This window comes from Corallincola platygyrae, assembly GCF_039544265.1.
Classification (GTDB): Bacteria; Pseudomonadota; Gammaproteobacteria; order Enterobacterales; family Neiellaceae; genus Corallincola; species Corallincola platygyrae.
In genome coordinates this window covers 90,042-103,319 of sequence record NZ_BAABLI010000005.1, presented here as the reverse complement: position 1 = coordinate 103,319, position 13,278 = coordinate 90,042, and the positions used below count along the sequence as shown (strand labels likewise).

Genomic DNA, 13,278 nt, shown 5'->3' with positions numbered 1-13,278 from the left:
ATAAGATGATTCGTCTAAACTTTAGTTCTTAATAATAAGCAAATCGCGGATCCATTTTGACCTCTGACAACTCATTCGTGCCAATTATCATTGATGTCGAAGCATCCGGCTTCGGCACAGGCAGTTACCCTATCGAAATAGGCTTCGCACTGCCCGACCATGAGCGTCACTGCTACCTGATCCGCCCCGCAGAAAGCTGGTCTCATTGGGCAGAAGAAGCGGAGAAAATACACGGAATAAGCCGATCCGCGCTGCTTAAACATGGGCACGCAATTCCCGAAGTAGCCATGCAGCTGAATCACTATTTGGCAGGAAAGGTGGTTTACTCTGATGCATGGAGTTATGACAGTAGTTGGATCTATAAACTGTTTGATGAAGCCGCGATGACCCCGCGATTCAGAGTTGAAACACTGCGAAAGTTGTTGAACGAAGAGCAGCTGAAAGCCTGGGATCTAACACGCCAACAAATAACCAACGAGCTTGCTATCACACGCCATCGGGCTAGTGCTGATGCACATGTGTTGCAACTCACTTACCTAAAAATCACCCATCAAATATAGAAACCCCTAAACAAAGCAACCACCTATTGACCTGTGTCACAGAAATTTACACAACAATAAAGTCTAAGAAAAAACTTTCTTTTATATCAGCAACTTAATATTTGGTTCGTTTTTTGCTGTTGATTTGCGTTGCGCTAGACGCAGCAATCATTCACGGAAGTTGTTGATATAAAAAAAATAGGTGGAATCCAGATGAAAAAGCTAATCGCGCTCGCTGTTGCGACCACGACACTTGCTATCTCCAGTCAAGCATACGCAGGCCTAGCACAAACCTACTCAGCCGATGTTGAGAAGCGTGTTGTTGCAGGTAACCCGTTAGATCCGATTAATCCTGATAGTTCAGATGATCGTATCGACGCCAACGTTCCAAGCTCTCCATTTGCGGGTGTTGTAAGTATATACATCCAATATGGTGGCGGCGGCTACATTTGTAGTGGTGCCATGATTGACAAGTGGCACGTAGCAACTGCCGCTCACTGTGTTGATGAAACTGACACAGGCGTTGTTCTCGATTTGACTAATCCAGATAACGATCTTCAGGTTATTTTCAATAACGATGGTTCATATCGTGATGACCGCGCAGGCAGCATCATTGCTGCTGCAAGCGCAACTATTCACCCTGATTACGCTGGTTTCAATATCTGCCCAGATGGTTCATCAGGTTGTGTAAACGACGATATCGCGCTGATCGAACTAACAAAACCTGTGGGTGATGATATCCCAATCTATGAATTCCTGGATCGCCCAGTACAAGCAGGTGACGAGTTTGTCATGGTTGGCTACGGCACATCAGGCAACGGCGTAGACGGTTACAATGTATCTCCTGATTTCGCTATTAAGCGTGTGGGTGCAAACATTGTTGACGTGTTTGACACCGATGATGAAGGTGATTATCTGTTTACCACCGACAACAGCGCCGGCGGTGCAGAAGTATGGTATGCAGATTTTGACGGTGATCGTAACAACGATGGCGCAATCACAGGTGACGAAGACATGCTCTGCGACCTTGGCATTGCCTGTAGCCCAATCCTGCCAAACGCTAATGACTGGGTAAACTCTATCTGGGGTGAAGCCAACATCGGAGGCGGTGACTCTGGCGGTCCTTCATTCATCTATGACGAAGCGACCGGCAAGTACCTTCTGGCTGCAAACAATACCTTCGGTATCCCATTCTTTGATGGTGCATTCGGCGACGTATTTGGTGGTAACCTTTACTACGCTTACCAGGATTGGATTAATGACTATTTGAAGGCTGCTAAAGTACCTGCTCCAGCGCCACTGGCTCTGCTAGGCTTGGGTCTGGTTGGCCTGATGCTTCAGCGCAGAAAAGCCTAAATTCAGAAGTATCGAAACAGGCGCCTTGAGGCGCCTTTTTTTTACCCATTCAACTCTTTTTTAGTCTGTTTAAATGCTAAGAGTATGTGAGATAAGAACAACGCTCTGATACCATTACGCCAATACCACGTACTAGCAGCACAAAATGCAAGCAATTGTAAATCTTTTAAAAAACCGTTGGCTTTACCTTGCAACGTTAATTGTCTGCGTGATCGTCATATCTGTGCTTGCCTTTACGGACCCACCCAAACAAGCATCATTGGGCAATGACAAATACAATCACTTCTTAGCTTTCTTTGTTCTGGCATTCTTATGCTCTCACGGGTTATTGCTGAAACTCAGATACAAACTTGTGTTGTTGGGTTGCTACGGTCTACTTATTGAATGGGTTCAAAGCCACTTGCCCCACCGCACCGCCAGCATTCTCGATTTTGCTGCTGATATGGCCGGTGCGCTGACTTACTTTGCCTTAGCATGGTTAATCACCCTGCTTGCTAACTGGTTTAAATTACGGAGAACAACTGATGCCCCATAAATTCAACATCACCATCTTGGGTATGGGGTCCTTAGGTCAGTTGTATGCCGCTTCGCTGAGCAAAACAGGCTATGACGTGTGCGGAATCAATAGCAGGGGGGCGGTCCCCAGAGTCAGCTTGATGACGCCCCAAGGGATTCAAAAACATACCCTTACCACCAACTTACCTGAGCAGTTTGACCTTCTGATTGTGACAACAAAAGCTTACCAGGCTGTCAGAGCTGTCAAAAACTACGCCCGCCATATAGGGCCTAAAACAACGATTTTATTGCTTCACAATGGTATGGGTACGTTAGCCCCTCTTAAGAAGCGCTTTCCAGACAGCAGCTTCTGGCTGGGTACCAGTAGCCATGGCGCGCTAGCGGAACACGGCGTGCTCCGGCATACGGGTAAAGGAGAGACCTGGCTCGGATTTGCCTATGGAGACCGCGACAGCGAAAAAGAGGCCTGGGCCACAGAAGCTCTCAATCATGCTCTGCCACCAGCCAAATTCACCTCAGAGATACTTAGCAAACTTTGGCTCAAACTCGCTATCAACTCGGTTATCAATCCGCTGACAGCGCTGCACCAATGCAAAAATGGTGAATTAAGCGCCCCCAGATTTAACAACGAGATTAAAGCGCTTTGTGATGAGTTTTCTCTGCTGGCGATAGCTGAAGGGCTGGATTTAAGCCCCGAGCTTATCGAATCGACCGTATACCAGGTGATTAAGAATACCGCAGAGAACCACTCCTCTATGAACAGAGATATCTCAGCGAGTCGCACAACAGAAAATGATCAGATAAGCGGCTACGTCGTCTCTCGCGCCGCTCATTTTGGCGTTGCCGTTCCCACACACAGTAAACTGTTCGAAACTCTTTGCAGACTGGAGCGTCGTCAAAACGGAAATATACTTCCGTGAATCTGCTGAGAGAATCGCTACACTCTCCAGAAACAAGGACCTGACACTCAAAAAGGAAGCGCAAAATGGCTACAGCACTCGTGCCAATAGCAAATGGAACAGAAGAGATTGAAGCGGTCACCATTATTGATACCCTGCGCCGCGCAGACATTGAGGTGACAGTAGCCAGCTGTGCCGAAGGCAGCAAAGAGATTACTTGTTCCAGAGGTGTGCGGCTGGTTGCTGATGAGCAGATAACCGATCTCATCGAAAGACAATTCGATTTGATAGCACTGCCTGGTGGTATGCCGGGGGCAGAACATTTAAGAGACTGTCAGCCTTTAAAAGCGATAATCCTTCCTCACTTAACCAATCAGCGCTGGTTAGCGGCTATTTGCGCCTCTCCTGCCGTGATACTCACCTATCACAACTGGCTCTCAGGCCCCGCAACCTGCCATCCAGCCTTTCAGCGTATACTCCCCGAGACAAAAAAAAGAACGGCGGAGGCTGTGGTCATTGACCATGGCAACAAAACCCTTACCAGCCAAGGCCCGGGCACAGCTCTGGCATTCAGCCTGGCAATTATCGAAGTGTTATTGGGGAAATCAAAAGCAGAAGAGGTTGCTGGGCCTATGTGCATCAACGTTGCGGGCAGATACGAACAACTCAGCTAAGTCTTTTAAGGTGCCGGGAGCCTAACAGAAGAGACTTCTGATATCCCTTTAAGGGCACAACGCCCCGTAATGTATAGCTGGACGGGTCGTTTAGCTATACTTGCTTCCAGCAACATTTGATAGGACTGTTCCGCACCTAACGCATCAAAATCAATAAAGTACATATTTGGCTGACTACATCCCTTCAGCGTCTTACTTGAGTCCAACTCAACCATGTATCGTCCGTGATGAGAGACAGTCAAGCTTTTAATCTGAGCTGCGGGTAGCCAACCAGCTTCGGCGGCCACATTGCCAGACCACACCGCAACAACGATCAATGTCCATATTCCGGCAGCACGCATTCTATAACACCTCACAGGCAACGGAACCTAGCGCATCGACCTTGAGTCTGGTGACCGTCGCCCATTCCCCCTCTTTCAATGTGCCACAACGCCCGTATCGTTCCTCACCATCAGAAAATACCAGGTGAAACCTAGCTGCACCTTTAGCCTTTGAGGGCATATGAAATATGCGCTGCTGCGAGTTAGCTTCGACACTATCGAAGGAAAGCTTACTATCTGGCAATGAGAAGTTAATCCTGGTGAGAGCCTTCTCCCCTTCATTGACGACTTCAACTCTGGGGCGCAGATCCAACAACAGCCAAATCACACCCGCAATCAACAACGCGACCAGTAGTGCCAAACGAAGATAGTGAGTCATGGTTAACTGCCTATTGGCTGGGGTGGTATTCATGCTGGACATCTTAGGACTCGCTTTCCTCAAACTCTGACAACCATTGCTCAGCACTTGTAACAGAGGAGAAAACCTGGAAATCGTCCCGCATACAAAGCTCAGCAAACATATGGCTCAACATACCACTGTGTCGCTCTGAAACAACCGCAATTGCGGCACAACCACACTTAAAGCTGTTCAAATAATTCTGCTTCACATGCGCAAAACCATCAGCCGAACTCATGGTTTCATCGCTTAGCTGCTCAAACCGGGTAAAGCGCGCAAAAGGCGCGCTATTAATCTCTTCATTTATTATTGTACCCGCAACGATAACTCCTTCAGGGTTAAATGCACCGAAGGCCTTCACAACCAACCTGGCACCGCGCCATTCAATCGTTATCTCGCCATGGGCTTTCAAACAGAATCTCCAGCACAGTCAATTGCTCGCGGGGCTGTTGCAGCCCCTTTCTGATCAACCCAATTATAGAGCAACGATTTGCAGCAGAAATCCACAAATCCAAGCGCCGTATGTACCGAGCACGTAGCCAAATACCGCCAGTAGCACGCCGACAGGTGCCAATGCAGGGTGAAATGCTGAGGCAACAACAGGGGCAGATGCTGCGCCGCCCACGTTTGCCTGGCTACCTACCGCCATATAAAACAGAGGAGCTTTGATCAACTTGGCCACCAGCAACATCAGTGATGCGTGTATCAGCATCCAGAATGCACCTATTAAGAAATAGATAGGCGTATCAACAATGGCAGAAATATCCATGTGCAAGCCGATGGTTGCGATCAGAATATAGAGCATCGCGGAGCCAACTTTTGAAGCCCCAACCGCTTCGAGCCTTCGCGCTCTGGTAAACGACAGAACCAGCCCTAGCGTAGTGGCAATAATAATCAACCAGAAGAAGTGTTTGTTCAGGCTTAAACGATTCGCAAAGCTAACATTTTCGGCAAACCATGGTGCCAGAACATCCGCCAGAGCGTGACCAATCCCAGTGATACCAAAGCCAATGGCCAACATCACCATCAGGTCTCTAAGGTGTGGGATCCGTCCATGCTCAGCATGGAACCTTTCCACCTTATCTTTGAGCTCTTCAATCGCAGAAGTATCGGCCCCGGTTTTGGCGTCAATCTGTTTGGCATTGCCTGCCATCAACAACAATATCGCCATCCAGATGTTCGCCATAACCACATCAACTGTCGCCATAACAGAGAAAATATGACCACCTACTTCATACACTTCCTTCATTGCCGCTTGGTTAGCACCGCCACCAATCCAGCTACCCGCTATGGTCGTCATACCGCGCCAAACAGCGTCGGGACCACTTCCCCCTAATACCTCTGGTGCGACTAGCGACACCAACAAGATGGCAATAGGGCCGCCCAATACGATACCTACGGTTCCAGTTAAAAAGAGTATGACGGCTTTGTTGCCTAATCTTGCTATTGCCTTTAAGTCCACACTCAGAATAAGCAACACCAGACAAGCCGGAAGCAGGTAGCGGGATGCAACAAAATAGAGCTTTGAGCCATGGCCATCAACGATACCGAAGGTATTCAAAAATGAAGGCAGGAAGTAACAAAGCAAAATAGCTGGTACATACTTATAGAATTTACGCCAAAACGGGTGGGGTGAGTAAGCGGTATAAAAAATACCACCAAGCATGACAGCCAGGATCCCTAGAACCGTGGCGTCATTGGTTATCAATGCGGTTTCTGCAAGCATGGAAAGATCTACTTTTATTAGTGTTTATATCACGCCAAGCAGGAGCAAATTACCCCTAAATTTGGCATGGTCTCTGGAATTTGGCGCCAAGCTTGCCACATCTGCATCCCACATAAAAATCTTCTAGAAAACCTTTGCCGCAAGAACCACACTATTTGCTGGTCTGCTCCCAGTAAAAAGCAAGCTAACCTGCTGCAGTAGCATGAAATTTTGCAGTAAAGCTTGGATAACACCGATATCCACGCATAAGCTTGTTTTGGTAAAGAAGAGATGCAGGACCAAACATGACCTCCGGACTTCGCTATATGAGCGCGATAGCTCTCTTGTGCATACCTCACGGCCTATGGGCAGAGCAAACGCTATCCATTTCCGGAGAGATCTTTTTCAAAGATGAGGGAACAATCTACCTGGCGCTCGTCGACAAAATCCACTTCAACACCCCAAGCAAGTCTCATTACTCAATCATTCTCAACCCAACAGAATCACATGCAAACTCAGGGACAATAGCATTCAGCTTTGAGGGCATTGTAAAAGGTTCATATGCGATCAAAGCCTTTCAGGATAGAAATGGCAATGGTGAACTGGATGTGGGCATGTTCGGCCCCAAAGAACCATGGGCTATCTATAAACCGGCAGATGCAAGCTGGGGAGCACCTAAATTTGAAGACACTCAGTTTGAGCTCACGGACAATCTTAGCAACATTGAGTTAGTACTTGACTAGTCATTCTAAGACCTACTCTTCCGCCGTTCGGTTTTTTAATAGCTTCAGCCTTTCACAGAAATAGATATAAACAACTGGACACACCAAGTGATAATGATTATCATTTGCATAAATTAAAAAGAGAAATAAATTATGATTAAAACTATCTCATTTGCCATCATGCACTTCAGCGTCGCCTTTGCTGTGGCATACCTGTTAACTGGCGACATTGTGATTGGTGGGGCTGTTGCCTTGGTTGAACCAGCGGTGAACACTGTCGCTTATTACTTCCACGAAAAGGTTTGGTTGCGTATCAAATCAGCCAAACCTTCGATAGAAGCTAACGCCGCCCCCTCTCACTAGATAAAAGTTGGAGGAAACAAAATCATGGAGTTAAAACAGATTGAGGCCATGGACCCAAACCTCCTTTACAGCCTGGTCAATATGAAGCTAAGGAATGACTTTGGGTCACTAAACAGGCTTTGCGCTGCGCTGGTCGTTGATCAAGAGGTTTTGGTGCAGAAGCTAGCAACTATTGGCTATCATTATGACGCGAAGCAAAACCAATTTCGCGCAGGGTAGTGCAACTGTTATTTGAAGTTACAATTCTGCTTAAGCCAAGTACTACGCTTCGAAAGATCGCCCACAAAATGCAGGCGACTCATCAACTACTTAATACCCATACAATTGGCATAGAAGGTTGTTGTCGCTGGCCAATCAGAGAATACCCCAATCACACCCACGTCATTTGCAAGCACATGCAGCACCTCCATCATGTCGCCATCCTTGCTGATCACGTCTTCGCCGCCATCACCACCATTAATAGATTGGTAATACCATCCGCCGTTATCCTTCAATAAACCTGAGCGCTCCAGCGTCCAGGTAATCAGTTTTAGCCCCACAGCCTTAGCATTAAGCGCATATTGAGAGGGAACGACCTTTCCTTCCGCATCCACATCAAGCAACATCCACATTGGGGGCGCTAGTACCCGCACACCATCATCTACCCATTGCTGCATCTGTGCCTGGGTAACGCTGGTGTCATAAACGCCGTCAAGGTATACAGCTTGTTCCGCAAAGTCGGAATGCTGGTTAATCCAATAGATCACATCTTCATAGTTAAACGACTGTGGCCATACTCGCTTAGGGTCAACACCCGCAGTCAGATACTCCTGAATCATCTGGCTGGCATATTGCTGCTGGGTGTACTCTCCTTCGAATGGCATAACCACCTGAGGAGATTTCAGCTCAGGAGTAAAATCCACGCCCAACTCATCGAACAGTGCAATGCTCTCTGCATGTGTCATCAAGGTGCCGCGACCGGAGTAGAGATCAGTGCGCCAACTTGCTGTGGCACTCATATACTCTTCAATCGAGGTTGCCGCCGGATTAGCCGCATCCATTTTGCCATGAAGGGTTTTAAATTCAGCCAACGTAATGTCGCTGGCACAGCAGCGGATCTCAGCACCGTTGGTAAGCTTGCCTTCAGCATCAAACAGGGGTGGAACAGCACATTTATGCGCCAGTTCCGTTGCCAGGATATTGGTCGTTGTGTGCAGGTCACACTGGGCATGACGACAAACCAGCTCACGGTCCTTAGTAAAGGTTACATCGCACTCCAGAATGCCTGCGCCCATGCGTGCCGCTGCGATGTAACTCTCTTTGGTATGCTCTGGAAACTGCATGGGTGCACCGCGATGGCCAATGGAAAACGAAGACTTGCGGTACGGACCCCGACTGCACTTCTTCAGTTTGTTCTTCAACCACCCCTCATCCATATCATCAACCAAATAAAATGGACGAGGTCCTAAGTGCACTTTCTGAACCAAGCGTTCAAATGTGCCATTTGGTGACGTCAACTTAGGCTCTTGCGTAATCGCACATGCCCATAAACTAAGAAGATTGACTGCTACACCCACCGTTGCAATAGATGCCCACTTGATAAACCGCATAACTCCTCCTTCTCATCTTTTTGTTAGTTGCAGAGAAACCACACTGCAGAGACTTGAAGAAAGCTAACGAGCAGGAATGACAGACAAATGGCAGAGCGGTGGCATATATGCTTCATAACAATGACAGGATGATGTCGAACTGGTTAACCAAAATATTAGCAAAATCAATAATAAAGATATCTTTAAAATACCGATTATTGGTTGATCTAATAGTAAGACCAAGCTCACTAATTTAATGCAATCTGTTGATAAGAATTGATAATTGAAAGCGATAACATAAGAATGGAGGAATGTATGGCACCCCATGTAGACCGTTTAAAACGTGTTCTTTGTAAACCACCAGAGTAAGACACGTTCAACGAGGCACCACTTGGATTTCTCACAAGCCAAGGGGTCCAACTCGTTTTGGCCTAAACGCCTCAATCCCCTCTATTGGATTGTGGTTTTCTTGGCGCTATTTCATTGTCACGCAATGGCAATGGAACAGGTCAGTATCTATCCCAAGTGGCTACACAAAGCGCAGTTTGCTGGGATCTATATGGCCAAGGAGAAAGGTTTCTTCGCCGCCCAAGACCTGAATGTCACCATTCTGGATTATGATCCGTCGGTGAATGTAAACGACGCCATGGCCGCTGCTATGGCTGATTACTACATCCATGACACTGTGGTATTTACCGAGATCGACAACGGCTTGGATTTTGTCGTTATCGCGGCTTATGCCCAACGCTCTCTTTGGTCACTAACCTACCATCCGGACGTCCCCTCTCTCGAAGCACTTAATGGCAAGCCCATTGCACTTGCTTCCTTCGTCGATGAAACATTGGCCAGACAGATGTTCGATAGTATGGGTTTGGACAAAAGTGAGCACGTCCTGTTTAAAGACAATGAAGAATTCCAGCGGTTATTGGCCTACGACGAAATCGCCGGCGTGCTTGGTTACCGCAGTAACGAAGAGTATTTTTTCAAACAGCGATACCCAGATGCCAAAGTACATGATCCAACGATCGTCGGCACAGAACGTGTTGGCAATAGCGAAAGAGAAGTTGGTTCTTATAGCGACATTCTGGTGACCTCCCGCGAGGAAGCAACGGCACACCCACAGCGCGCACTAAAAATGGTGACAGCTATAAATCAGGGTTGGCGTTACGCGATAGACAACCCGGAAGAGACACTGAAAACCATCTACAAACGCTATCCCACCATTCTTGAACACTTCTCTCATGAGCAGAGTCAACATGAGCTGGCGTTAATGGCCGAGTCGGTGGCCCCCGGCTACATAGACATTGGTAATCAAAGCATGCGTCGCTGGCAGTTGATGGTTGATGTGCTCAAGAAAAGCGGGCTTATGCCAAACACAGAGATCGAACTTTCCGATTATATTTGGACCCGGGAGCGACTTGCTGAACAGATATCAGAAAACCGCCAAAGTTGGCTGGTTGTCATGTTCTGGGTCGTTGCGGCAGTTTCCGTAGCCACCTTACTGTTCCTGTTCACTATGCGAAAAGTTGTGACGCGAGCACTTACCAGTACGCTGATGGGTTTGAGGATCCGTGAAGCGATAAACAATAAAGAGTTCATCTTTTACTTCCAGCCACTATGCGACGCCGATGGACATATTGAAAGTTATGAAGCCCTGATACGCTGGCAACACAAAAGCAGAGGATTGCTGACACCCAATTTCTTTTTGGACTACGTGGAAGCTTCACCAAACCTATCCCAAACACTGGATTGTTATGCCATCGATCAAATCCTTGGCCACCTGGCAAAATTGCCCACCCATGAACGAGCGACCATTAAAGTAGCTATCAATGTGTCGCACTATTTCTTCACTCGACATAACTATGAGCGTTTTCTCGAGCAGATGGTAGAGAAGCATCAGGTACCACTGACACATATTGAACTGGAGCTGACAGAGCGTTTGGAAGCACAGGCTATCGATTACTTAAGCTATGCCGTTGAAACCCTAAAACGCAAAGGATTGGGTGTCTCGCTGGACGACTATGGCACTGGCTACACATCCCTGAACATTCTCAACCAAGTTGCTTTTAATAAACTAAAAATCGACCGCTCACTGATTAACGATATCACTAACTCCAGACGAGCTCGGGGCACCTGTGAATCAATTATCCTGATGGCGATGACCCACGGTATGGATCTGGTTTGTGAAGGAGTCGAGACTCAGGAGCAAGTTGAGTGCCTGGTCGAATTAATGGCGCAATGTCAGGCACACCATTCAACTCATCGCCATACCCAACTCATCATTCAGGGTTACTTTTTCGGCAAGCCCGCCGAGTTTGAACACTACTACGGCTACAGCCAGCCTCTGCCCATGGAAAAAGCGGAGTGAGAAAACACTTCGGGGTAGAACAGCATTGCCTAGACTAGTCATAGGTGGGTGCACACAGCGTGCTCGAGCGAATCAGAGGAATTACTGAAGTAAACCGGTATGGGCACTGTGTGCTTGACGGCGTTTTTAATCACATGCTCCCAAATGCCGCTCACCTCCAACCTGACAGCAACACAACCACTCTCACTCAAACGAACATAGTTCTGACATAAAGCATCTAACGCTTCAGGGGTTATCGCCGCAATCGTACTGGGATGTTCAATTAACACCCAACTTCAGTCGGTGGGAGCTAGCCTTAAAACCTCTTTGTGTAGCGCGTTTACCCCTAATTCGTTAAAGCCCCCCGCCGGATAGACATGAACCATATTGCCGTCCAACTCAATGCGGAAGTCCCCCATGCTCTCTCATCAAATCAACACACCAACCTGCTGCTTTTTAGGCAGAGTCGCAACAACCAGACGAAATGAGTTTTCAATCATCCGCTCTATCTCGCCCTTGGAGATGGAGCCATCACATATCACTGTATTCCAGTGTTTTTTGTTCATGTGGTAACCCGGGATTACGGCCTTATAGATATCTCGCAGCGCAGCGGCTTCATCAGGGTCACACTTTATATTCAAACGGGCTCTGGCGATTGAGCCGCCATTTTCAAGCTCAATACTTTCGGTGCCAAACAACGCAAACATCTTGTTTCTTACCTTGAATACCGCGACATCTGCACCAAACGGGTAGCTTTCCTCTGAGTCAGGCAAGGATAGAAGAAACGCTCTTAACCAATCCGGTTGATCAAGTTTCAGCATAACAATCTCGGAGAAGTTTGCCTGGTCAATGGAATCACATAAGCCTCTTACAAAGCCTCGGTAAAGCGTTCGTAAGCACCTTCGCCAAACGCCACCAGCTCACCGTCTTTGAATAACAGCGGCGTACACTCATCTTTAGTAGTTTTGTCGTCAGATGTCACTCGTTGGGTGCGATAAAAAACTACTTGGTAGGTGTAGTCTTCAAACTTGATGGCTTCTGCAATATCAGGCGAGCCCAGCGCTTCAATAATGGTTGACTGACGGATCGGTTTGTCCAGACTGAGGCTGTTTATATAGCTGCGGTTAAACTCCTGACGGTCTTCCCACTCCATGTTTTCTGGGTAACTACTCATCACCTGATTCCAAGTGTAAACACCCAAACCGTAAACCAGCAGGCCAATAATGACTATCTTTCCCAGCTTTTTGTTATCCGCGCTCACGGGTTTATCTTCGCTATGCAATGTAACTCCTCCCTATTTATTGCCTAGGCTTACATAATCCGCCAGCAATTGCATCGGCAAATAGCCAGTAAAAGTGTTTCAAACTAAAAAGGGCGCCGAAGCGCCCTCTCAATAGAACCGAGCTGGCTAACTGGCAAGACGGGCCTTAGGCACAATCACGGGTCGCTGTTTATGGTCATATTGCAGGCGTTTGTTTTCCGGAATCACATGTTTTTTCATCTCTGGATAACTGGCTCCCAGGGTAAGAAAGTTTATTCGGGCATCGGTCAGCGATACGCCGTGATTGGCAGCAGAGCCCTCATCATCATCCAGCAGGGGCTCATCTTCCCAGAAGCAAACAGGACATATCTCATAGCGGCCACGCTGCTCAAGGGTGAAGTGATCACAACAGGGACATTGGTATAGGAGCGGTTGGCAAGTTGCCTCATGGGTTTTATCGGTCATGTTACGCCTCCTTAATATGACAGTGTTGTTAGATGCTATCTGTATGGGCGGGTCATTCGAGAAAAGCCCAATAGATGCTAAACAGTGCGTGCAGTTAGCTACGAGCACTGAAATTAACGACTCATCTCCTCCTTTTACTGGGGTTT

At 47.5% G+C, this 13,278-nt stretch carries 17 protein-coding genes; 9 read left to right on the top strand and 8 right to left on the bottom strand.

The window, feature by feature from the left end; genetic code table 11:
* Positions 1-56 precede the first annotated feature (56 nt).
* The 5 genes from ABEA14_RS03095 to ABEA14_RS03075 all read left to right on the top strand — a co-directional run bounded on the left by ABEA14_RS03095 (position 57) and on the right by ABEA14_RS03075 (position 3,984).
* Positions 57-560: a 3'-5' exonuclease gene (locus tag ABEA14_RS03095; protein WP_345338382.1), complete on the top strand. Its 504-nt coding sequence runs from the start codon at positions 57-59 to the stop codon at positions 558-560.
* 192 nt (positions 561-752) lie between these two features.
* Entirely contained in the window at positions 753-1,895 is a 1,143-nt protein-coding gene (locus ABEA14_RS03090; protein WP_345338381.1) for a trypsin-like serine protease, read from the top strand.
* Positions 1,896-2,040: 145 nt separating this feature from the next.
* Positions 2,041-2,430: a VanZ family protein gene (locus tag ABEA14_RS03085; RefSeq protein ID WP_345338380.1), complete on the top strand. Its 390-nt coding sequence runs from the start codon at positions 2,041-2,043 to the stop codon at positions 2,428-2,430.
* Positions 2,420-3,331, top strand: coding sequence for a ketopantoate reductase family protein (locus tag ABEA14_RS03080; protein ID WP_345338379.1), 912 nt, complete (start codon positions 2,420-2,422; stop codon positions 3,329-3,331). Before ABEA14_RS03085 ends, ABEA14_RS03080 begins: the two co-directional genes overlap by 11 nt.
* Positions 3,332-3,396: 65 nt before the next feature.
* Positions 3,397-3,984 (top strand): DJ-1 family glyoxalase III, encoded by a 588-nt coding sequence (locus ABEA14_RS03075; RefSeq protein ID WP_345338378.1) that lies wholly within the window; start codon positions 3,397-3,399, stop codon positions 3,982-3,984.
* Between the two features lie 5 nt (positions 3,985-3,989).
* On the opposite strand, the gene ABEA14_RS03070 is transcribed toward ABEA14_RS03075, so the two are convergent.
* From ABEA14_RS03070 to ABEA14_RS03055, 4 genes are all read right to left on the bottom strand, one after another.
* Complete coding sequence (locus ABEA14_RS03070; protein WP_345338377.1) at positions 3,990-4,325, bottom strand: hypothetical protein; 336 nt, start codon at positions 4,323-4,325, stop codon at positions 3,990-3,992.
* A gap of 1 nt (position 4,326) precedes the next feature.
* Positions 4,327-4,716 (bottom strand): hypothetical protein, encoded by a 390-nt coding sequence (locus ABEA14_RS03065; RefSeq protein WP_345338376.1) that lies wholly within the window; start codon positions 4,714-4,716, stop codon positions 4,327-4,329.
* Between the two features lie 10 nt (positions 4,717-4,726).
* On the bottom strand, positions 4,727-5,113 hold the full coding sequence (locus ABEA14_RS03060) for a hypothetical protein (protein ID WP_345338375.1): 387 nt from the start codon (positions 5,111-5,113) through the stop codon (positions 4,727-4,729).
* A 63-nt stretch (positions 5,114-5,176) separates the two neighbouring features.
* Complete coding sequence (locus ABEA14_RS03055; protein WP_345338374.1) at positions 5,177-6,427, bottom strand: DUF819 family protein; 1,251 nt, start codon at positions 6,425-6,427, stop codon at positions 5,177-5,179.
* A gap of 284 nt (positions 6,428-6,711) precedes the next feature.
* On the opposite strand from ABEA14_RS03055, the gene ABEA14_RS03050 reads away from it, so the two are divergent.
* The 3 genes from ABEA14_RS03050 to ABEA14_RS03040 all read left to right on the top strand — a co-directional run bounded on the left by ABEA14_RS03050 (position 6,712) and on the right by ABEA14_RS03040 (position 7,710).
* The gene (locus tag ABEA14_RS03050; protein WP_345338373.1) at positions 6,712-7,149 is read left to right on the top strand and encodes a DUF2141 domain-containing protein; all 438 of its coding nucleotides are present in this window, start codon (positions 6,712-6,714) and stop codon (positions 7,147-7,149) included.
* Between the two features lie 132 nt (positions 7,150-7,281).
* Positions 7,282-7,491: a DUF2061 domain-containing protein gene (locus tag ABEA14_RS03045; protein ID WP_345338372.1), complete on the top strand. Its 210-nt coding sequence runs from the start codon at positions 7,282-7,284 to the stop codon at positions 7,489-7,491.
* A gap of 24 nt (positions 7,492-7,515) precedes the next feature.
* Positions 7,516-7,710: a DUF4250 domain-containing protein gene (locus ABEA14_RS03040; RefSeq protein WP_345338371.1), complete on the top strand. Its 195-nt coding sequence runs from the start codon at positions 7,516-7,518 to the stop codon at positions 7,708-7,710.
* A gap of 86 nt (positions 7,711-7,796) precedes the next feature.
* Here the strand turns inward: ABEA14_RS03040 and ABEA14_RS03035 are convergent, their stop codons facing one another.
* Positions 7,797-9,080 carry a glycerophosphodiester phosphodiesterase family protein gene (locus ABEA14_RS03035; RefSeq protein WP_345338370.1) on the bottom strand — a complete coding sequence of 428 codons (1,284 nt, stop codon included), beginning with the start codon at positions 9,078-9,080 and terminating at the stop codon, positions 7,797-7,799.
* 478 nt (positions 9,081-9,558) lie between these two features.
* On the opposite strand from ABEA14_RS03035, the gene ABEA14_RS03030 reads away from it, so the two are divergent.
* Positions 9,559-11,427, top strand: a complete 1,869-nt coding sequence (locus ABEA14_RS03030) for an EAL domain-containing protein (protein WP_345338369.1) — start codon at positions 9,559-9,561, stop codon at positions 11,425-11,427.
* Between the two features lie 407 nt (positions 11,428-11,834).
* On the opposite strand, the gene ABEA14_RS03025 is transcribed toward ABEA14_RS03030, so the two are convergent.
* The 3 genes from ABEA14_RS03025 to ABEA14_RS03015 form a co-directional block, all read right to left on the bottom strand.
* Positions 11,835-12,227 carry an MmcQ/YjbR family DNA-binding protein gene (locus ABEA14_RS03025; protein ID WP_345338368.1) on the bottom strand — a complete coding sequence of 131 codons (393 nt, stop codon included), beginning with the start codon at positions 12,225-12,227 and terminating at the stop codon, positions 11,835-11,837.
* Between the two features lie 47 nt (positions 12,228-12,274).
* Positions 12,275-12,688, bottom strand: a complete 414-nt coding sequence (locus tag ABEA14_RS03020) for a DUF3192 domain-containing protein (protein WP_345338367.1) — start codon at positions 12,686-12,688, stop codon at positions 12,275-12,277.
* 126 nt (positions 12,689-12,814) lie between these two features.
* Complete coding sequence (locus ABEA14_RS03015; protein ID WP_345338366.1) at positions 12,815-13,132, bottom strand: CPCC family cysteine-rich protein; 318 nt, start codon at positions 13,130-13,132, stop codon at positions 12,815-12,817.
* Positions 13,133-13,278: the final 146 nt, after the last annotated feature.